Genomic DNA, 20527 nt, shown 5'->3' on the forward strand with positions numbered 1-20527 from the left:
GCACCCGGTCACCGGGTGCCCTTCGCTATGACTCGATCGAGGCGTGTGGAGTGTCCGCCTGTGGCCGTACTCTGCTCCCATGCGCGCGGTCCGACCGATCTCCCTGGCTCTCGTCGTCGTGCTCGCGGCGCCGCTGAGCGCCTGTTCCAGCCAGCCCGGAGCGCAGGCCTGGGCGGCGCTCGTGTGCACCGCGCTGAGCCCTTGGCGAAGCGAGATCGATTCGCTGACGAGCCGTGCCCAGGCGCAGATGACGGCGGAGACGACGCCGAGCCAGGCCAAGGAGAACCTGAGCCGGCTCTTCGACGGCGCCGCGTCCGCCAGCGAGGAGGCGCGGGCCGGTGTGGAGCGCGCCGGGGTTCCGGACGTGAGCGACGGCCAGCGGATAGCCGACGGTTTCCTGGGCTCGCTGGCCGGCATCCGGGACGCCTACGGCCAGGCTCGCACCGGCATCGAGGGCCTGGCCACCCGCCCGACGAAGACCTTCTACGCCGAGGTCGGCAAGGTGCTCGACCAGCTCAACACGGACTACGAGAAGAGCAATCTGGACACCACCGACATGGAGTCGGTGGAGCTGCGCCAGGCCTTCGACTCGCTCCCCGAGTGCCAGTGAGATGACCGAGGGGCAGCCGCTGATACCGCGGGAGATCCTTCCTCCGCCGGTCCCAGTGGTGCGAAGGACCGTGCCGCGCGGTGTGGCGGGCCGGCACGCCGGTCACCAGCTGCCGATGTTCGGCGCGGAGACCACCGAGCCCTCACCGGCCGATCTGGCGGGTCTGCTGGCCGGTCCGGGTCACATCGGCCGGATGGGCGGCACCGCGCGCGTCTGGGTCCAGGTGGATGCCGCCTGGCGGGTTCACGTGCTGGTCAATGAGCTGCACATGCGCGGCCTCACCGCCACTTGGGCTTCGATCACCGCAGATTCGGTACGCCCGGAGCACCGTGCGGAGGACAGTTCCCCCGAGGAAGAACCGTCATCCGGGGAGGAAAACCCCGAAGCCGTCGAGCCGGAGCCGCCGCAGCCGGTGTTCGAGGTGCGTACCTCGTACTCCCGAAGATTGAACGCTCTCGCCGGCGCCTGGCCGCAGGCCGCCGCCCAGCTCTTCCTCAGCGGTCCCCGGCTGCGGCTCTGGACCGCTGCCGCCGGCAGTCCCCGAGCCGGAGGCTACGCGCTCGGCCTGAACCCGGACGAAGATCACGCTCCGGTCGAAGCCGCGCTGGTCCGGGCCGGTTTGGCGGGCCGCGTGTCGGATGACGGACGCATCTACCTCATCACCGGGCGGCGGCGTGTGACGCGACTCGCCGAGTTGGTGGGCGAGCGTCCCCCAGCAGCGCCGATCGAGCTCTGGCCAGGCGGCGCAGCTGCGTGATCTTCCTGGATTGTGTCCGACACGACACTGGTTTCCCGGTGTACGGTGTCGCGGTCGGACGCATGCGGTGGCCGGACCGTTACCATCCGACTGCGGGGTTCCCCGGGAATGCAGGCTTGTCCGGCGCGTTACGTTGAACATCTGTGCTCCGCCGGGCGAGACGGAGGAGCGCCGAGTCGATAGCTGGGAGTGCCGTGCCGAGTAACGCCAGGACGACCCGTCTGGTCATCGTCGAGTCCCCGTCGAAGGCCAAGACGATCGCCGGTTACCTGGGCCCCGACTACTTCGTCGAGGCCTCCTTCGGCCATGTCCGTGATCTGCCGCGCAACGCCGCGGACGTCCCCGCGAAGTACAAGGACGAGGCCTGGGCCCGGCTCGGCGTCGACGTCGACAACGGCTTCAAGGCTCTTTACGTGGTCTCCCAGGACCGCAAGGCCCAGATCGCCAAACTCGTGAAGTTGTCGAAAGAGGTGGACGAGATCTTCCTCGCCACCGATGAGGACCGCGAGGGCGAGGCCATCGCCTGGCACCTGGTCGAGACGATCAAGCCCAAGGTGCCGGTCAAGCGGATGGTCTTCCACGAGATCACCAAGCCGGCCATCCAGGCCGCCGTGGCGAACCCGCGCGAGATCGACCGTTCCCTGGTGGACGCTCAGGAGGCACGCCGCATCCTGGACCGGCTCTACGGCTACGAGGTCAGCCCGGTCCTGTGGAAGAAGGTGATGCCGAAGCTCTCCGCAGGGCGTGTGCAGTCGGTCGCCACCCGCATCGTGGTCGAGCGCGAGCGGCAGCGCATGGCGTTCCGCTCCGCTGAGTACTGGGACATCCTCGCCTCCCTCGCCGTGCAGGGCCCGACCGAGGGCGCTCGCAGCTTCCAGGCCACGCTGATCGCGCTGGACGGCGACCGCGTCGCCACCGGCAAGGACTTCGAGCCCACCACCGGCCAGGTCAAGCCGGGCGCCGGTGTGGTGCACCTGGACGAGAGCGGCGCCCGCGGGCTGGCCGCCCGTCTGGAGGGCCGGCCGTTCACCGTCACCCGGGTGGAGGAGAAGCCGTACCGCCGCCGGCCGTACGCGCCCTTCATCACCTCGACGCTGCAGCAGGAAGCGGCCCGCAAGCTGCGGTTCTCCGCCTCGCAGACGATGCGCACCGCGCAGAAGCTGTACGAGAACGGATACATCACCTACATGCGTACCGACTCGGTGAACCTCTCCGAGACGGCCATCGCCGCAGCCCGCCGCCAGATCGCCGAGCTGTACGGGGCGAACAACGTGCCGCCGCAGCCCCGTCGCTACACGACGAAGGCGAAGAACGCCCAGGAGGCGCACGAGGCGATCCGGCCCGCCGGCGACAACTTCCGGACCCCGGGAGAGGTCGCCAAGGAGCTGAGCACCGACGAGTTCAAGCTCTACGAGCTGATCTGGCGCCGGACCATCGCGTCGCAGATGACCGACGCGGTCGGCAACTCGGTCTCGGTGCGGATCCGGGCGATCTCCACGACGAACGAGGAGGTCGACTTCTCGTCCTCCGGCAAGACCATCACCGACCCGGGCTTCCTGCGCGCCTATGTGGAGTCGTCCGACGACGAGACCGCCGAGGCCGAGGACGCCGAGCGCCGCCTGCCCAACCTGGTGAAGGACCAGCCGCTGACCGCCGACGAGCTCGCCGCGGTCGGCCACCACACCTCGCCGCCGGCCCGCTACACCGAGGCCTCGCTGGTGAAGGCGCTGGAGGAGCTGGGCATCGGCCGCCCGTCGACCTACGAGTCGATCATGCGGACCATCCAGGACCGGGGGTATGTGGAGAAGCGCGGCCAGGCGATGATCCCGTCGTTCCTGGCGTTCGCGGTGATCGGCCTGCTCGAGGGGCACTACCCACGGCTCGTCGACTACAACTTCACGGCCTCGATGGAGACGCAGCTCGACGACATCGCCGGCGGCGACCACGCGGCGACGGACTTCCTCACCTCGTTCTACTTCGGCAGCCAGACGCCCGGCGCGGACGACGCGATCGCGAAGGCCGGCGGCCTGAAGAAGATGGTCACCGACAACCTGAGCGCGATCGACGCCCGGGCGGTCAACTCCATCCCGCTCTTCGACGACGAGCAGGGCCGCAACGTGGTCGTGCGCGTCGGCCGCTACGGGCCCTACCTGCAGCGTCAGGCGCCCGGTGCGGAGGAGGAGTCGCCCGGCGACCGGGCCTCCATCCCGGAGGGCGTGGCGCCCGACGAGCTCACCCCGGAGAAGGTGGACGAGCTCTTCCTCGGCGGTGGCGGCGAGCGCAGCCTGGGCGACGACCCGGCGACCGGCGAGTCGGTGCAGCTCAAGTCCGGCCGCTTCGGGCCGTACGTGCAGAGTGGTGAGCGCAAGGCGTCGCTGCTCAAGACGCAGGCGCCGGACTCGCTCACCCTCGAGCAGGCGCTGAAGCTGCTGGAGCTGCCGCGGATCGTCGGCAAGGACCCCGACGGCAACGAGATCGTCGCGAACAACGGGCGGTTCGGGCCGTACGTGAAACGTGGCGAGGACTTCCGCTCGCTGGAGTCCGAGGATCAGCTCTTCACCGTCACCCTGGACGAGGCGCTGGCCCTGCTGGCGGCGCCGAAGACCCGTCAGCGCCGGGCTGCGAAGCCGCCGCTGCGCGAGATGGGCAACGACCCGGCGACCGAGAAGCCGATGGTCATCAAGGAGGGCCGCTTCGGTCCGTACGTGACCGACGGCGAGTACAACGCCTCCCTGCGGCGCGGTCAGACGCCGGAGGAGCTCACCGTCGAGCAGGCGTCCGAGATGCTCGCCGAGAAGCGGGCGAAGGGCCCGGCCCCGAAGAAGACGGCGAAGAAGGCTCCCGCCAAGAAGGCCGCCGACGGCGCGACGCCTGCCAAGAAGACGCCGGCCAAGAAGGCGCCCGCCAAGAAGGCCACGGCCGCGAAGAAGGCCACCCCGGCCAAGAAGGCCGCACCCGCGAAGAAGGCGGCGCCCCGCAAGGCCGCCGCCTCCACCTCGGAGTGATCTAGCTGCCCAGGACCCGGTCCAGGTATTCGTTGGTGAATACCCGGCCCGGGTCCATGCTGTTGCGGACCGCTGTGAAGTCGTCGAACTTCGGGTACGCGGGCCGCAGATCATCGGCGGTCCGGTAGTGCAGCTTCCCCCAGTGCGGCCGGCCGCCGAGCGGCTCACAGATCGACTCGACGGCCCGGAAGTACGGCTCGTACTCGGCGCCGATGAACTGGTGCACCGCCACATAGGCGGACTCCCGGCCGTACCCGTGCGAGAGCCAGATGTCATCCGGCCCGGTGAACCGCACCTCGACCGGGAACTGCACCTTGAACGGCAGGACGTCGTAGATCCGTGGCAGGGCTTCCAGCACCTCGGGGAGGGCGGCGCGCGGGATCTCGTACTCCATCTCGGTGAACTTGACCCGCCGGGCCGAGCAGAAGACCTGGTCGGAACGGCCGGTGTAGGTCCGCGCGCTCAGCGCCCGGGCCGCGAACCCGTTCAGCGCCGGGACCGTCTTCGGCGCCCGCCGGCCCAGCCTGCAGACCTGCTCCCAGACCGTGTTGGAGAGGAAGTCGTCGTCGAGCCAGCCGCGGAACTTCGACAGCGGCCTGTCGTTCGCGTCCACGATCCGGTTGCGCTTGAGCAGCGCCCGGTCGGTGTACGGGTGCCAGAAGAACTCGACGTGGTCGTACGCCGGGATCCAGTCCGTCATCCCGGCGAGCACGTCGGCCAGCGCCATCGGACGCTCGTCGGCCTCCAGCACGAACGTCGGCACGCAGCGCAGCGTCACCTCGACCAGGATGCCGAGCGCGCCGAGACCGAGCCGGACCGCGGGGAACTCCGGTGAGTCGACGGTGAACCGCTCGACCTTCCCGGCCGCGGTCACCAGCGTCACGCCCTCCACGCAGGACGCCAGAGTGGAGTGTCCGGCGCCGGTGCCGTGCGTACCGGTGGAGATCGCGCCGGCGACGGTCTGGGCGTCGATGTCGCCGAGGTTCGGCAGGGCCAGCCCATTCGCGGCGAGCAGCGCGTTGAGGGCCGAGAGCTTCATGCCGGCCTGCACCGTGACGAGCGGACCGTCGATCGAGACGAGCTCGTTGAGCCGGTGCACTGTCATCCGCTGGTCCTCGGCGACCGCGATGGCGGTGAACGAGTGCCCGCTGCCGACCACCTTCACCCGCCGGCCGTTTGCCGCTGCCTGGTTCACTGAGGCGGCGACCTCGTCGATACTGCCAGGGGTCAGAACCTCCGCGACGGACTCCTGGTTGCGTCCCCAGTTGGTCCAGCGCCGCGCGTTAACGGGTGTAGTCATTCCGGCTTTTGTCCTCCGTCCGAGCGGACACCGGCACCTGGCGTCCCGTCGATGCGCCTCGCTCGTTGATCCGAGTAACGTTCGATTTAACACTGAGATTCATTCATGACCATGTGTAGTCCGTCATGAGTGGTCTCTCTGCTGAGAGGGAGTGGCGACGCGTGTCGACACCAACCGTCAGCACCGGACCGCTGAGGCGGGTTCCGGTGCAGGGCAGAAGCGTTGCCCGGGTACAGCGCATGCTCGACGCCTGCGCCGAGCTGGTGGACGAGGTCGGTTACGAGGGGCTGACCACCACCCTGCTCGCCGAGCGCGCTGAGGTCGCCATCGGCTCGGTCTATCAGTTCTTCCCGGACAAGAGGGCCATCGTTCAGGCTCTGGCGCTGCGCAACATGGATGCGTACCTGCAGAGCCTCTCCGATCGCTTCGCGAGCGAGACGTTCACCCATTGGTGGGACGCCGTCGACGCCGCGATCGACGGCTACATCCACATGCATCGCAGTGTGCCGGGTTTCCGCACGCTGCACTTCGGTGACGTGGTCGACCTGCACCTGCTCGACTCGGACCGCGACAACAACGCGGTCATCGCCGAGCGCCTCGCCGAGCTTCTGGTCGAGCAGTTCCAGCTGATCGACCGGGTGCGGCTGCGGTTCGCGCTGCAGATCTCGGTGGAGGCGGCGGACGCGCTGATCAAGCTGGCGTTCCGTCGTGACCCCACCGGCGACGAAGCGGTGCTGGTCGAGGCGAAGGCCTTGATAAGGGAGTACCTCCACCGCCACGTCGACGCCTGAGGTTCCCTCAGCCGAGGAACGCACGGCCGTCACCGCGGTACGTAGGGGCCGGCGTCGCTGTGTCACCGTCGATCAGTTGCAGCTCGTTGACGCGTTCGCACAGCTCGCCGGCCTTGGCATGACGGAACCAGACCCGGTCGCCGGGGCGCAGCTCGTCGGCGGCCGTCCCGAGCAGTGGCGTCTGCACCTCACCGGCGCCTTCATCGCTTTTGAAGACCAGACCTTCCGGCATGTACGGCGTAGGCAGCCGTGATGCCTCCGGCGGCCCGGAAGCGATCCAGCCACCGCCGAGCACCGTCGCGATCCGCGGGGCGGGCCGGCGGACCACCGACAGCGCGAAGAACGCGGCGGGACTGGGCTTCCAGTTGCGGTAGGAGTCGAACAGCGCGGGCCCGTAGAGACCGGATCCGGCGGTCACCTCGGTGACTGACGGGTCGGCGCTGGTCGCGGCCACGCTGCCGGTGCCGCCGCCGTTCACGAATTCCAGGTCGGCGTGCTCGCCGATCGCGCGCACCGCGGCGGCCCGGCGCTCCAGCAGCTCCGGCAGCGCCCGCTTCTGCATGAGCCGGATGGCCCGGCCGCGGAGTGCCTGACCGGGCGGGTCGTCGCCCACCCCGGCGATGTGTGCCTCGTAGGACATCACGCCGACCAGCCGGAACCCTTCCCGCACGCTGATCTGGCGGGCCAGCGTCCCGGCCTGGGCCGCCGAGTGCACCGGCGACCTGCGTACGCCGATGTGCAGGGGCCCGGCCGGCTTCCACGAGGCGTCCAGGTCGATGCAGAGCCGGATCGGCGGCCGGCTGCCCGGCGACGAGGTCTGGTCGATCAGGTCCAGCTGAGCCGGGTGGTCGACCATCACGGCGACGGCGGCGGCGACGGCCGGGTCGCCGGCCAGTTCGCGCAGCGCGGCCCGGTCCGCCGTGGGGTACGCCACCAGCACGTCGTCGGTCACACCCGCCCGGACCAGCCAGATCGCCTCGGGCAGCGTGTACGCCATGACGCCCTGCCATCCCGGACGGGCCAGGACGCGTTCGAGGAGGGCACGGCAGCGCACCGACTTGCTGGCGACCCGGATCGGTTTACCGGCGGCACGCCGGGTCAGTTCAGCGGCGTTGGCGTCGAACGCGGCCAGATCCACCACGGCGACCGGGGTCTCCAGGTGGCCGGTCGCGGTGTCGAGTCGCTGGCGCAGAGCAGTGCGGTCAGTGAGCACGCCAGTACGTTAACTGTTGGCGAGGGTAACGCGAAAGACATTCATCTCTGCGCCACCCGAACGTGCTGATCCGCTCGCGCCGCCGCGGCCGGTTACAGTGCTCCGGGCAAGTGACCACGGGAGGTAGGGGCCATCAGTACCGAAAAGCGCCAGGACAGCGGCCCTGTCGACCTCTCCGGGGCGGCAGCGCTGAGGTCCGTCCTCAGACTCCGTGGATTCCGCCGGCTGTGGCTCGTCCTCGCGGCAGCCTCGTTCGGTGACTGGATCGGCATCCTCGCGACCGGTCTCTTCGCCTCCGCCCAGTTCGACAACCCGGCGGCGCAGGGCGCCGCATTCGGCGGGACCATCGCCGTACGACTGCTCCCCGCTCTTCTTCTCGGGCCCATCGCCGGTGTGATCGCCGACCGGTTCGACCGTCGCTACACCATGGTGATCGTCGACCTGCTGCGATTCGTGATCTACCTGTCGATCCCGCTGGTCCCGCTCTTCGGAGGGTCGCCGGCCCTGACCGTCGCGTGGGCCACGATCGCCACCTTCCTCGGTGAGACGATCACGCTGATCTGGATCCCGGCGAAGGAAGCCGCGGTACCGAACCTCATCCCCAAGTCGCGGATCGAGATCTCCAACCAGCTCACGCTCGTGACGACATACGGGATCACGCCGATCCTGGCGGCGCTCTCGCTCTCCGCGCTCACCGCGGGTCTCCAGCAGTCCGGCGCGACCCTGCCGGACTGGGCGCAACCCGTGCAGATCGCCCTCTACATCAACGCGTTCTCCCGGCTGGCCACCGCGATCGTGGTGTTCTTCGGCATCAAGGAGATCGGCGGCAAGAGCCCGGCGCGCGAGATGGCCGCCGAGCAGAGCATGTCCAAGCAGTTCACGGCGGGCTGGAAGTACATCGGCAGCACGCCCCTGGTCCGCGGCCTTGTCGTGGGCATCTTCGGGGCCTTCGCGGCCGGCGGTGTGGTGATCGGCGCGGCCCGGACGTACGCGGTCTCGCTCGGCGCCGGTGAGGCCGCCTTCTACCTGCTCTTCGGCACGATCTTCATGGGCCTCGCGCTCGGCATCGGCCTCGGTCCGATGATCGTCCGTGAGCTGTCCCGCAAACGCTGGTTCGGCATGAGCATCGTGCTCGCCAGCGGCTCGGTGATGTTCCTGGGACTCGCCTTCCACCTGTCGATGGCGCTGGTCGGCGCGCTGCTCGTGGGCGCCGGGGCGGGCATGGCGTTCCTGGCCGGCACGACCCTGCTCTACGGCGAGATCGCCGACGAACTGCGCGGCCGGGTGTTCGCGGTCGTGCAGATCGGCGTACGGATGGTCCTACTCCTGGCGATCACCCTGGCCGGCTTCCTGGTCGGCCTCGGCAGCTCCCGCCGTGTGGACCTCGGACCGGTCGGCTTCGACGTCTCGGCGACCCGGGTGCTGCTGCTGGTCGCGGGCGCGATCGGGATCTGGGTCGGCATCGGCTCGTTCCGCCAGATGGACGACAAGAGGGGTGTGCCGGTCCTCGCCGACCTCTGGGGCTCGGTGCGTGGCCGCCCGCTCTCCCCGGCCGAGTCGTTCGTGCAGGCCGGCGTCTTCGTGGTCTTCGAAGGCGGCGAGGGCGCGGGCAAGTCGACGCAGGTCACCCGGCTCGCCGAAACCCTGCGCGCGCAGGGCCGGGACGTCGTGGTCACCCGCGAGCCCGGCGCCACCGACCTCGGCGCCCGGATCCGGAGCCTGGTGCTGAACAAGGGCGAGGACGCTCCCTCGGCACGGTCCGAGGCGCTTCTGTACGCCGCCGACCGCGCCCATCACGTCGCCACCGTCGTGCGCCCGGCTCTCCAGCGAGGGGCCGTCGTGGTCAGCGACCGTTATGTCGACTCGTCGCTCGCCTATCAGGGCGCCGGTCGTACCCTGCCGGTCCAGGAGATCTCCTGGCTCTCGTCGTGGGCCACCGGCGGCCTCAAGCCCGACCTCGTCGTCCTGCTGGACGTGGAGCCGGGCGTCGGCCTGACCCGGGTCGACTCCCGGGGCGGCGACGCCGACCGTCTGGAGAGCGAGTCCCGCGCCTTCCACGAACGGGTCCGTTACGCCTTCCTCGACCTGGCCGCCGCCGACCCGAAGCGCTATCTGGTCCTGGACGCCGCCCAGCCCGTCGACGACATCTCAGACGCCGTCTCGACCAGGCTCGCCACCCTCCTGACGGTCGTGGACGAGGCCCACCCGGAGAACGCCCCGTCCGCCTGACCTCGCTTCAGCCTCGCCAGAGGGTGACCATCATCGCCTCCAGGGCGATGTCCGGCTTCACGTTGCGTTCGATGGCGTCCTGGCAGGCCAGCACCGCCTCCAGCCGTCGCAGCACGCTCTCCGGTGACCAGCGCTCGGCAGCGGCCGCCGACACCTGGGCGATGTCGGCGTGCACCACGGCGACCGGGGCGCGCAGGCCGGTGACCAGCACGTCCCGGTAGAAGCCGGCCAGGTCCTTGAGCGCCCGGTCCAGCGCGTCACGCTGCGAACGGGTGGCCCGGGACTTCTGCTTCTTCTCCAGCTCCTTGATCTGGCCGGCAGCGCCGCGCATCGCCGTCGTGGCGCCCCGGCCGGTCCCGCCGGCGCCGAGCGCCTGCTCCAGTGCCGCCTTCTCGGCGGCGTCGATGTCGACCACCGCGTCGGCGGCTTCGCGACGGGCCGAGTTCACCATGGTCTGTGCCGCGTCGAAGCACGCCCCGATGCTGCTGAGCCGGCGTGGCACGGCGAGCACCTCGTCGCGGCGCAACCGTGCCTCCTGGTCGGTGGCGAGCTGCCGGGCCCGCTCGACGTCGCCCTGCGCCGCCGCGGCAGCCCAGGCGGCCTGGCCGGGCTCGATCCCGTGCCGCGCGACGAGCACCTCGGCGACCGCTGCCGCCGACGCTTGGCGCAGCGGCACGACCCGGCAGCGCGAACGGATCGTCACCGAGATGTCGTCCGGGTGGACCGAGGGGGTGCAGAGTAGGAAGACGGTCCGTGGGGACGGCTCCTCGACGGCCTTGAGCAGCGCGTTGCCGGCCCGCTCACCGAGCCGGTCGGCGTCTTCGACGATGACCACCTGCCACCGCCCGGCCGACGGCGAACTCGCAGCCCGCAGCACCAGCGCGCGCATCTCCCGCACGCTGATCGACAGGCCTTCGGAGACCACCACCCGGACGTCGGCATGCGTCCCGGCCAGCGTCGTGTGGCACCCGTGGCACTCGCCGCACCCGGAACCGTCCCGCTCGCACTGCAACGCCGCCGCGAACACCCGGGCGGCAGTCGAGCGCCCCGACCCCGGCGGCCCCGTGAAGATCCAGGCGTGCGTCATCCCGCCCGCGCCGGCGGCGTCACCCGCGACCGCGCGAGCAGCAGCGGCGGCCGCCCGGCGCAGCGTCTCCACCGGCTCGTCCTGTCCGACCAGTTCAGCAAAGACATCGCCCACCCGACGATGGTATTGCCCCGGTACGACATCGTCGGCATCAGGCCGCCGGTGAATCACTCTGCGTGATCTTTATGTCGATCTAGGTTACGGTCCGCGTCTGGACTTTCGGTTATCCACAGGGGGGCCTTCCTGGCGTAGCGGGACGGTCACCGAAGCGGTACGGTCTGATGCCTGAACGCTACGGCGGAATGACACGCGGTGAGGAGCCGGAATGGCCCGCGAGATCGACGAGGCGTGGATCGACGAGGCGATCGAGCGATACCGGCGCATCGAAGACCTCCGGGCCGAATTCGATCAGGCGGTGGCAAAGCATTCCGTTTCGGTGCACTCGCCGGACCATTCGATCGAGGTCGTGGTCACCGCCGCTGGAGACATCGTGGACGTTCGGCTGCACGGCGACCTGCGCCATCGTGCGCCGGCCGAGTTCGCGGCCGAGATCAAGGCCGCCGTGGTGAGCGCGGCCGAGGCCGCCCGCTGGGCGAGAGAAAAACTGCACGGCGAAGTTTTCGGATCGTTCCGCACGCTGGAGGGGCACTGAGGTGGACCGACTCGCCGACCAGATCGACAGCGCGGCGGCTGCACTGTCGACGATGGACCGACGGATGCCGTTGCTGACGCCGGCCGCGGCCGTGTTCGGCGCCGACGACGCCGGTCGTCCGGGCCGGATCGGCCGGGCGCTCTACGCCGGCTGGACCGCCGTGCTCGCGGCCAGGGCCCGGGAGGCGGCCGCTGCCAACGCGTCCTTGACCGAAATGGCCCAATCACTCCGGGCCAGTGCGAGCGCCTATGCCGACACCGACGAGACGGTCCGCCACAGGTTCCAGCGGGAGATCTGATGCCGGTTCCAGCGGGAGACCTGACGCCGGCGAAGGCCACCAGCCTCCCGATCCGCCTGCCGGGCGGAGGTCTCGGATGATGGACAACCTCGACCACCTCCTGGACGCGGCGAGCCCTCTGCTGGCCCAGGTCGACCACGTGCTCTCCACGATCGGCGCTCCGGAGGGGCACCCGGTCTGGCAGGAGCTGCGCCGCGTCCGCCTGCTACCGGGCGACGCGGCCAGGGCGGTGGGCGCTCTCGACCCGGAGGCGATCCTCGAAGCGGTTCCGGAGCTGCGCGCCGACGCCGATGCCTACGCCGCGGTCGCGGACGCGCTTCCGCTGCCGGGTGCGTGGGAGGGAGAGGCGGCGGAGGCGTACGAGGTGAAGCGTCACCACACCGCGGCACACCTGAGCGGCGGCCCGGACAGCCTCGGGCACCGTGTGCGAGCAACAGCCGACCTGGCCGGCGAGCTGGCCGCCTGGATGGCGCGCTCCCGTGGCGACCTGGCGGCGATCCTGGCCGCGACCCTGATCTCCGCGGAAGCGGTGACCCTGACGACGAGCTCCCCGGCCCATCTCTCCCCGATCGAGGAGGCCCGCCTCGCCGCCGACCTGGCGGCCCCGCTGCTGCGAACGGTCGCCGACGGCTACGACCGAGGCGAATTCCTGATCGACGAGGCGGCGGCCCTGCAAACCACTGTCATTCCCTGAGTGGCCGCGACCGGGCACTGTCCACTGTGTGCTTCAGGCTTCCCGGCGCCGGCGGAAGCTCAGGAAGAGCGCACACAGCCCGCCGATCACCATGCTCGAACCGGCTACCAGCAGGGAGACCACGCCCGGCCCGGTGATCGGCAACCCACCGGTACCCACCCCGGCACCGGTCACCGAGCCAGGCCCCGCAGCCGAATCCGAGCCGCCGGACGGCCCTGAGCCGCCGGACGACCCTGAGCCACCGGACGAACCTGAGCCACCGGACGATCCCGAGCCGCCAGGGGAGTTGCCGCCCGCGGACGATCCCGAACCTGCGCGGTCGATGACGCCGTGCCGGGGCGCTACGGCAGCACCTTCGAGCATGCCGAAGGCGAGGTCCGCCACCACTGCGGACGAATACCCCGAAGTGCCTCGCACCTCCCCGCGCACCAACGACACCTTGATCGCCGTAGCCCGCGCCGCGATCGCCTTCCCCTCAGCAGCCTGCCGCACCGCACCGAGCGAGATCCGCAACTCAGCCCCGCCGCCGGAGCCGCCAGCCGAGGAACTGTCCGCGACCTCGGAACCGGCGTCACCGGCCGGGGATTGGTCTGCGACCTCGGAACCGGCGTCACCGGCCGGGGATTGGTCCGCGGCTTCGGAGCCGGCGTCACCGGAGGGAGATCGGCCCGCAATCTTGGAACCGGCGTCGGTGGAGGGGGAGCGGTCCGTTGAACCGGCGCCGGACGGTGAGCTCTCCACGGTCTTGGCGTCGTCGGTGTTCGGGTCGCCGAGAGTGGCGTCGCCGATGACCGGCAATCCCGGGATCGACGGCAGTGGTAGTGGCTCGCCCTTGCCGACGCGGCCGGGCAGCGACTCCAGAACCGTGGACTCCTCACCCAGAGTGATCTCTTTGTGGTCACCCGCAGTGTCGAGAACGGTTTTCTCGCCATCCCGGTGGGTCACCTCGACCAGGGGCGGCTCGTAATGGGCCTCGCCACGCCCGGCCGCCGACATGCTCACCCGCAGTGTGGCGGCCCTCAGCATCCGGATGCGGACCTCGCCGTCGACCAGGGCGACCTTGCCGGCTTCCAAGGTCGCCGTCGTGACCGTCTCCGCCTCGCCGTCGCGGCCGCGCAGCCCGGTGGTGGTCGTGCCGGTGAGCTTCTCCGGTACGCGGACCAGCGACTGGTTGCCGCCGCCGGTGAGTGAGACACGGTCCAGCTCGGTCGTCGCAGTCGACGCCTCGCCCGTAGTGGAACCGCAGGTCAGCCCCTTGTTCCAGCGGGCGTGCGCGGAGAGCGAACCCGACCCGGCGCGCAGCGGGCCGAACCGTTTCGCGCCGAGGCGCTGCCCGGCCGCCTTGCGGTTGTCCGGCGGGGCCTGCTGCACGACGAGGTCGTTGCGGGAGGAGTCGCCGGACACCCGGCCGTCCAGTGCGCGGGCCGCCGCCGCTGACTTGATCGTGCCGTTGGCGATCAGGACACTGCGGGCGTCACCGAGGGCGACCCCACTGATGGCGGGAGCCGATTCCGGTGTGCTTTCCCCCGTACGCGAATCGGGTCTTGATCCTGACCATCCACCCTGACCGCCGCCGCCGTCCGCCGGGGAAGCCGAGGACCGCGTGGCGGGAGCCGCCACGTCGCCCAGCTCGAGCCGGTTGATCCGGAGCAGCTGCGTGCTGGACTGGCCGGCGTGGGTGCCAGGCTTGGTGCAGGTGGCCTGGGCGAATGCCGGCAGAGGCACAGCGAGCGCGCTCAGCGCGACGACGCTGGTGACCATCGATCCGGCGGCCACCGACCTGGCGGGTGTCATGGCAGTTCCTTTCGCGGCGTCGTCTACGGGACTGGCCAACGAAGGTCGATCAGGCCGGTTGCGTCGCATCTATGCGACAACCCGCGCGGGTAGTTCAAATCCGGCATTTGGTGCGGCTTGCCGGGCGTCGTAGGGTTGGTCGCATGGGCATGCTGTGCGCGGTCAGCTTCAACCGTTACGGCCGCCTCTACTACCTCGATCCGAACGGGTTCACGCCCGGAGTCGGCGACCGCGTGCTGGTCCCGACGGACGACGGACCCGAGGTGGCGGAGTGCGTCTGGGCGCCGCAATGGGTCGACGAGGACACCTCCGGGTTCCCCAAGGTCGCCGGGCTTGCGGACGACCGCGACCTGCGCCGCGACGAGCTGCTGCGCAAGCGCAAGGCCGAGGCCAAGGTGGCCGCCAAGAAACTGATCAAGGCGCATGACCTGCCGATGAAGGTGGTCGCCATCGACCACGTGCTCGAGCAGGCCGCGGCCGACGGTGGATCCGGCAGCGCCCGGACGACGATCTACTTCACCGCGCCGCACCGCGTCGACTTCCGCTCGCTCGTGCGCGACCTCGGCGCCACCCTGCACTGCCGCGTCGAGCTGCGGCAACTCTCCGCGCGTGACTCGGCCCGCGTGCAGGGCGGCATCGGATCGTGCGGGCGCGACCTGTGCTGCGCCACCTTCCTGACCGATTTCGAACCCGTCACCATCCGGATGGCGAAGGATCAGGACCTGCCGCTCAACCCTCTGCGCATCTCCGGCGCATGCGGCCGGTTGATGTGCTGCCTCAAATACGAGCACCCTCTGTACGCGAAATTCCAGGCGTCCACCCCGGCGGTCGGCACCCGGGTGACGACTCCCGAGGGCGACGGGCGCGTCGTCGGCCACAGCGTGCCGAAGGACGAGGTCGTGGTCCGGCTCGACGCCGACGGCTCGCGCTGCTCATGCAGTCGCGCCTCGGTCTGCGGGCCGAGGCAGGCCCACGACGCGAAATACAACGCGGAGGACTAGACGACCCGGACCGGCGGTTCGATTCGGTGTGGGATCAGTGGTGTCTCCGGGCGTAGCCACGGTGACTCGGGGTCGCCGTCCGGGTCGGGTTGCCAGTCGTGGCAGACCTTCCGCACGCCGATCGGGTGGATGGTCAGTGTGCCGTCGGCGCCGATGTGCATCCGCAGGAAACTCTTGCCGTCCTCGATGCCCTGGCCGGCGAAGAGCTCGTTGACGTTCACCCCGAACCGGGCCGCGATCAGCAGATAGGCGGCGGTCAACTGGGTCGACAGGATGGCGATCACCGGTCCGTAGACGACCGCGGCCACCACGAGCGGCAGCGGCCACGCCCAGTCGCGGAAGTCCAGCCGCAGCCAGGCGAGGGTGCCGCCGGCAGCGAGCGCGATCTGGGCGAAACCGTGCAGCAGCCCGAGTATCCAGTGCCGTGCGTGCTTCGGCGACGACGCGCCGGGCGGCTGCGCGAACAGCACGGTGGCCAGCAGGATCACCAGCAGCATCAGGACCAGCGGGATCGTGAACAGCTTCAGGATGCTGCCGTCCTGCCTCGACGCGGCGGCGCCGGCCATCGCCAGCATGGTCAGCGTCTGGATGATCCCGAGCATCGTCGCGAATCCGGCGTTGCGGCGCGGCAGCCGATGGAAGACGCCCCACCCCCAGCGGCGCGAGGTGGGCGCATCCGGAAAGCTTTCCTTCAATCCGTACGTACGGCTGCGGCTCTTGCTGCGGGTCAGCGTCTCCTTGGGCGGCACCGTCAGCTCGTCCGGAAGGTTCTGGGTGCCCAGTGTGTAGGCGCCCCCGCCACCACACGTGATCAACTCTCGGTCCTCGCCGGTGTACCGCGCATAGTGGTGCAGGTCGCCGGAGACGAGCACCCGCACATGGGCCCTGGTCGGCGCGAGAATGGTCCGGATGAAGTAGTCGACGGCGTCGTACTTCTCCGGCGAATCGGCGGCCTTCACCCAGGTCGGCGACGGCGTCATCAGAATGACCCGGTCGTCCGGCCCGACCTGTGCGGCGGCACGTTCGAAATACATCAGCTGCGGGTCGTCGATGTACGCCCCGAACTGCTCGTCCACCGCGAACAACCACCAGTTCGCCGGCAGTTTCACCGCGAAGTAGGAACGGCGCTGCTCGGTCCGCCAACCGCCGATGTGGCCGTCCTTCCTCCGGGCGAAGAGCCGCAGGAAAGCGGTCAGTCCGTCGTACCAGTCATGGTTGCCCGGCAAAGCGAAGAGCGTGGGTCGCGGCTCCCCGGCCGGCGCCTCCGGCAAGGCCGCGCGGTACGGGCCCTTCATTCGGTTCTCGTAGCCGTCGCCGCTGGCCAGCGGGTAGACCTGGTCGCCGCCCATCATCAGCAGGCGGCCGCGCGGGAGTCGCTCGCCGTCGACTTCGAGGTCGGGCTGAGCCAGCAGGTAGGCCATCGAATAGGTCGCGTCGAACCCGTCCCCGAGATCGGCGATGTAGTCCAGCCACAATTCGCCGTCGGCCGTCGCGGAATGGTCGAAGACGTCGCTGTCGAGCGCGTTCTGCAGCTCACGCTTGTCCAGGTACGCCCCGAACAGGATCGCCAGCAGTGCCCGCAGGCCGGTGCTCAACAGCAACAGCGGCGCGAGCCAGCCGACCGGCCCTTTCGGCGTGAAACCAAGCTCCTGCGGATCCATGCTGGTAGGGCGTTCCGGCATGGTCCGCTCGGATTCGACCGGATCCTGTCGAGCAACAAACGACATCGACCGATCCTAGTCGGCGCCCGACTCGATCCGGAGTCCCCCGCGCCGGGCGCCCCGCCTGATGCCGTACACTTGCTTCCGTTGCCGCCTTAGCTCAGTCGGCTAGAGCGACGCACTCGTAATGCGTAGGTCGACGGTTCGATTCCGTCAGGCGGCTCGTTTAGAAAGCCCAGGTCAATGGCCTGGGCTTTCTCTTTTGAGTGGTTCGACGACGGTCTGCCGCAGGCATCTCACCCTCGGCGGGGCATCAGCTGGTTGCTGTCGCCGAGGGGGACTTGGTGACGGTCTTCAGGAGCCAGTCGATCGGAGGGCTCACCAGCGGGCGCAGGGCCCACACGACCGGGCGGCTGGCGGTGAGCCAGACGAACGCGACAACGCCGGCGGTGAGGGCCAGCAGGGCGGGGATGTTGTCGACCTGCCGGTCGAGGGGGGACCAGGCGAAGGCCAGGACGACGAACCCGTGCAGCAGGTACGGGTACATGGAGTTGGCGCCCCAGCCCGTGAAGAACGTCTGGCGGCGGGAGGCCAGCATCATGATCGCCCAGATCATCGCCAGGCTGACGGCGATCAGGCCGAGGCGGATCAGGACGCCCTCGCTCACCTCGACACCGAGTCGCTTGTAGGCGCTGTTCCAGTACAGCCAGAGGCTGGACAGGTTCGAGGCGACCAGGTAGGCGATCGGCGCCACGGCGACGAGCACGCCGACTGCGGCCAGTCGTACGGCCCCCGACGGGCGGTAGGCGAGCCTGCCCCGGCCGAGCCAGACGCCGAGGACGAAGAAGGGCAGCATCCCGGCTACCCGGTTCAGCGAGAACGTGTGGGTGAGCACCGTGGCGGCACCGGCCGCTAGGGACACCACGATCGCGATCGGGAAAGCGCCGCGGAGCTGGGCGAAGAGCGGTGTGAGCATCCGCCAGGCGAACAGGGCGGGCAGGAACCACAGCTGATAGATCGGGGAGAGGAACGAGTTGACCGTCCAGTCCATCGGCTTGTCCATCACCGTGTAGAAGCTCATGTAGAGCAGCTGGAACACGATGTACGGCACGAGCAGGTCCCGCAGCAGCGACGCCGCGCGCCGGCCGGTCAGCTCGGTCGCCGACAGCATCCCGGACAGCATGGCGAAGGCCGGCATGTGGCACAGGTAGATGAACGTGTAGATCGTCTTGCCGCCCGGCGAGGAGCCGACCGTCTGACCCACCATGTGGCCCAGCACGACCAGGACGATCAACAGTCCTTTGACGTTGTCGATGTACGGGTCGCGCTTGACGGCCGGCGCCGCAGCGACCCCGGTGCTCACAGGCATCACTGCGGTTGTCACCCGGTCAGGGTGCCGTCCGGTCGAAACACGATCTAGCGTGAGTGACGAAGATCACCGATGTCACAGCTCAGTGATCTAGCGATTCATAGGCTCGACCTCGGCCGGTCCGCTCCGGAGGAACGAATCGCCGCGGACGTTCCAGACCAGCCTCGCGGCCGACCACGCCAGGCCCACCCCGGCGAGCCGGCCCGCCCACAACATCACCGCCGTCACGGACATCCTCAGCGTCACCAGGTAGGGCAGCGACCCGAGCAACGCCAGCACACTGATCCCCGGAAAAGTGATGAAGAGCGGATTGAGCGACCGGGACCGGCTCGCCTTCGTCCGGTGCTCGACCAGCCACTGCTCCCAGCCCAGCCCGTCCCCGACACGCGGACTCAGCCGGGTCCGCACGTACGCCCCGATGTTCGTGCACGCATAGCTGTGCGAGACGTGACGGCCGGCGAGCATGTAGGTGATCAGGGGGAGGATCAGGAGGACCGCTGATCTGCCGGCGCCGGACAGCGCCAGGCTGAAGAGCGCGCCCGCGGCCGTGAGCTGGATCGACAACAGTCCCTGCTGGCTGTTCTGCCGGGCGATGATCTCGGCTCGGAGCGCGGTGAACTCGTTGAGGGCCGACTCCTGGCCCGCGGGCGCTTCATCGGACATGTGTCCCCAGATCAGAGAAGTACCTGATGCCGAGGGTGCACGGTGGCGGGTGGGACGCGGTGCCTTCTGTCGGTGTCCTGACTGGGCTTCACCCGTACAAGGAAGGTCAGGAAGAGATCTGATCCAGCAAGGCTTCGCAGAAGGCGGGGAGGTCGTCGGGCTTGCGGCTGGTGACCAGGCCGTCGTCGACGAAGACCTGTTCGTCGACCCAGGTGGCGCCCGCGTTGACGAGATCGGTGCGGAGGCTGGGCCAGCTGGTCAGGGTGCGGCCGTCGACGACGCCGGCCTCGATCAGGGTCCATGGGCCGTGGCAGATCGCGGCGACGGGCTTGCCGGTGCCGACGAAGTCGCGGACGAAGCGGACCGCATCCGCGTCGGCTCGCAGGAAGTCGGGATTGGCGACACCGCCGGGGAGGACCAGGGCGTCGTAATCGGCGGGGTCGGCGTCGGTCACATGCTTTTCGACACGGTAGGTGCCGGCCTTGTCCATGTGATTGACGGCCTGAATCTCACCATTCTTGATCGACAGCAGTTCCGCCGTCCCGCCGGCCGATTCCACGGCCTTGCGGGGTTCGGTGTATTCGATCTCCTCCACACCGTCCGTGGCGAGGAAAGCCACACGCATCTCGGGCTCCTTTCGCAACTACGCTCAATAGTTGCGGTTCCCGATGGCGGCGCGGGCAAACGCCGGGGCGCGGCCGTTCGCGAGTTCGCCGGCGAACCAGGCGCCGAACGAAGCGAGGGCCAGCGCGAGCACCTCGACGGCGAAGACGCCACCGCCGGCGACGCGGCCGGGGGTGTGGACGCGGAGCATCAGGATGACCGCGAAGATCACCAGGACACCCATGTTGATCAGGCTGCGGAGCACACCGAGACGGCGTGCACTCGGGTTCCGCACGAACATCATGTCGACCGCCCCGGCCAGGGCGGCGAGCACTCCGCCGAGCAGTCCGGCGATGATGTTCCAGTAGGCCAGCGCGCCCAAGATGCTAGGGCCACCCAGCAAGTCGGCCATATCGAACATTACGGCCATCGCGAATAGACCGAGCGGGAACATCACCAGGATCGGCTGCACCTGCTGGCCCGCGACACTCAACCGGCTCTCCATTCGGCATTCGCCTTCCCACCTGCGTAAATACAGGTTCGTCGCGGCATCCGAGTTTTGGCTACCCGGTCCGCCGAGGGCTGAAACGCCGACGCGGCGACCGTGGCCGTGCCCACACGGAAGCAGCGCGGCTTCTCCGTAATCTGCAACATGGCAGATTGAGTGGTGGCGGACAGCGGCATGGCGTGCTGTACTACGAATACGGCAACAAGGGTGGAGTCGGAGGGAGAGACAAACAACGGCACCCGGCGGCAAACGGGTGCCGTTGTCCGCCTCTACGACACTGTTCTTGATTCCT

Annotated in this window: 18 protein-coding genes and 1 tRNA gene; 10 read left to right on the forward strand and 9 right to left on the reverse strand. The window is 69.4% G+C overall.

Annotated features, from left to right (window positions below; genetic code table 11):
- Nucleotides 1-79: 79 nt before the first annotated feature.
- The 3 genes from EP757_RS12060 to topA all read left to right on the forward strand — a co-directional run bounded on the left by EP757_RS12060 (nt 80) and on the right by topA (nt 4372).
- The gene (locus EP757_RS12060) at nt 80-610 is read left to right on the forward strand and encodes a hypothetical protein (RefSeq protein ID WP_127545052.1); all 531 of its coding nucleotides are present in this window, start codon (nt 80-82) and stop codon (nt 608-610) included.
- A 1-nt stretch (nt 611) separates the two neighbouring features.
- Complete coding sequence (locus EP757_RS12065; protein WP_127545055.1) at nt 612-1367, forward strand: hypothetical protein; 756 nt, start codon at nt 612-614, stop codon at nt 1365-1367.
- Nucleotides 1368-1561: 194 nt separating this feature from the next.
- The gene (gene topA / locus EP757_RS12070) at nt 1562-4372 is read left to right on the forward strand and encodes a type I DNA topoisomerase (RefSeq protein ID WP_127545058.1); all 2811 of its coding nucleotides are present in this window, start codon (nt 1562-1564) and stop codon (nt 4370-4372) included.
- Nucleotide 4373: 1 nt separating this feature from the next.
- Here the strand turns inward: topA and EP757_RS12075 are convergent, their stop codons facing one another.
- A complete protein-coding gene (locus EP757_RS12075; RefSeq protein ID WP_127545061.1) occupies nt 4374-5672 on the reverse strand; it encodes a D-arabinono-1,4-lactone oxidase in 1299 nt (432 codons plus the stop codon).
- A gap of 161 nt (nt 5673-5833) precedes the next feature.
- Between EP757_RS12075 and EP757_RS12080 the strand changes: the two genes are divergently transcribed.
- Nucleotides 5834-6463, forward strand: coding sequence for a TetR family transcriptional regulator (locus EP757_RS12080; protein WP_127545064.1), 630 nt, complete (start codon nt 5834-5836; stop codon nt 6461-6463).
- Nucleotides 6464-6470: 7 nt separating this feature from the next.
- On the opposite strand, the gene EP757_RS12085 is transcribed toward EP757_RS12080, so the two are convergent.
- Nucleotides 6471-7676 (reverse strand): amino acid deaminase/aldolase, encoded by a 1206-nt coding sequence (locus EP757_RS12085; RefSeq protein WP_127545067.1) that lies wholly within the window; start codon nt 7674-7676, stop codon nt 6471-6473.
- Between the two features lie 393 nt (nt 7677-8069).
- Here EP757_RS12085 and tmk point away from each other — a divergent pair, with 393 nt between their 5' ends.
- Entirely contained in the window at nt 8070-9905 is a 1836-nt protein-coding gene (tmk, locus tag EP757_RS12090; protein WP_370457804.1) for a dTMP kinase, read from the forward strand.
- Nucleotides 9906-9912: 7 nt separating this feature from the next.
- Here the strand turns inward: tmk and EP757_RS12095 are convergent, their stop codons facing one another.
- Entirely contained in the window at nt 9913-11106 is a 1194-nt protein-coding gene (locus tag EP757_RS12095) for a DNA polymerase III subunit delta' (RefSeq protein ID WP_127545073.1), read from the reverse strand.
- A 211-nt stretch (nt 11107-11317) separates the two neighbouring features.
- On the opposite strand from EP757_RS12095, the gene EP757_RS12100 reads away from it, so the two are divergent.
- The 3 genes from EP757_RS12100 (at nt 11318) to EP757_RS12110 (ending at nt 12636) form a co-directional block, all read left to right on the forward strand.
- Nucleotides 11318-11644 (forward strand): YbaB/EbfC family nucleoid-associated protein, encoded by a 327-nt coding sequence (locus EP757_RS12100; RefSeq protein WP_127545076.1) that lies wholly within the window; start codon nt 11318-11320, stop codon nt 11642-11644.
- A 1-nt stretch (nt 11645) separates the two neighbouring features.
- Entirely contained in the window at nt 11646-11942 is a 297-nt protein-coding gene (locus tag EP757_RS12105; RefSeq protein WP_127545079.1) for a type VII secretion target, read from the forward strand.
- Nucleotides 11943-12018: 76 nt separating this feature from the next.
- A complete protein-coding gene (locus EP757_RS12110) occupies nt 12019-12636 on the forward strand; it encodes a hypothetical protein (protein ID WP_127545083.1) in 618 nt (205 codons plus the stop codon).
- Between the two features lie 33 nt (nt 12637-12669).
- Here the strand turns inward: EP757_RS12110 and EP757_RS12115 are convergent, their stop codons facing one another.
- Nucleotides 12670-14430 carry a hypothetical protein gene (locus EP757_RS12115; RefSeq protein WP_127545086.1) on the reverse strand — a complete coding sequence of 587 codons (1761 nt, stop codon included), beginning with the start codon at nt 14428-14430 and terminating at the stop codon, nt 12670-12672.
- Nucleotides 14431-14573: 143 nt separating this feature from the next.
- Here EP757_RS12115 and EP757_RS12120 point away from each other — a divergent pair, with 143 nt between their 5' ends.
- Complete coding sequence (locus tag EP757_RS12120; protein ID WP_127545089.1) at nt 14574-15431, forward strand: regulatory iron-sulfur-containing complex subunit RicT; 858 nt, start codon at nt 14574-14576, stop codon at nt 15429-15431.
- On the opposite strand, the gene EP757_RS12125 is transcribed toward EP757_RS12120, so the two are convergent.
- Nucleotides 15428-17158 carry a metallophosphoesterase gene (locus tag EP757_RS12125; protein ID WP_127545092.1) on the reverse strand — a complete coding sequence of 577 codons (1731 nt, stop codon included), beginning with the start codon at nt 17156-17158 and terminating at the stop codon, nt 15428-15430. The genes EP757_RS12120 and EP757_RS12125 overlap by 4 nt on opposite strands.
- An 83-nt stretch (nt 17159-17241) precedes the next feature.
- Here EP757_RS12125 and EP757_RS12130 point away from each other — a divergent pair.
- Nucleotides 17242-17315: transfer RNA gene (locus tag EP757_RS12130), tRNA-Thr, on the forward strand.
- A 90-nt stretch (nt 17316-17405) separates the two neighbouring features.
- On the opposite strand, the gene EP757_RS12135 is transcribed toward EP757_RS12130, so the two are convergent.
- The 4 genes from EP757_RS12135 to EP757_RS12150 form a co-directional block, all read right to left on the reverse strand.
- Complete coding sequence (locus EP757_RS12135) at nt 17406-18461, reverse strand: acyltransferase family protein (RefSeq protein WP_127545095.1); 1056 nt, start codon at nt 18459-18461, stop codon at nt 17406-17408.
- A 90-nt stretch (nt 18462-18551) separates the two neighbouring features.
- Entirely contained in the window at nt 18552-19124 is a 573-nt protein-coding gene (locus tag EP757_RS12140; protein WP_127545098.1) for a hypothetical protein, read from the reverse strand.
- 106 nt (nt 19125-19230) lie between these two features.
- Nucleotides 19231-19749, reverse strand: coding sequence for a type 1 glutamine amidotransferase domain-containing protein (locus EP757_RS12145; RefSeq protein WP_127545101.1), 519 nt, complete (start codon nt 19747-19749; stop codon nt 19231-19233).
- A gap of 24 nt (nt 19750-19773) precedes the next feature.
- Nucleotides 19774-20220, reverse strand: coding sequence for a DUF2231 domain-containing protein (locus EP757_RS12150; protein ID WP_232050473.1), 447 nt, complete (start codon nt 20218-20220; stop codon nt 19774-19776).
- Nucleotides 20221-20527: the final 307 nt, after the last annotated feature.

This window comes from Actinoplanes sp. OR16, assembly GCF_004001265.1.
GTDB lineage: Bacteria > Actinomycetota > Actinomycetes > Mycobacteriales > Micromonosporaceae > Actinoplanes.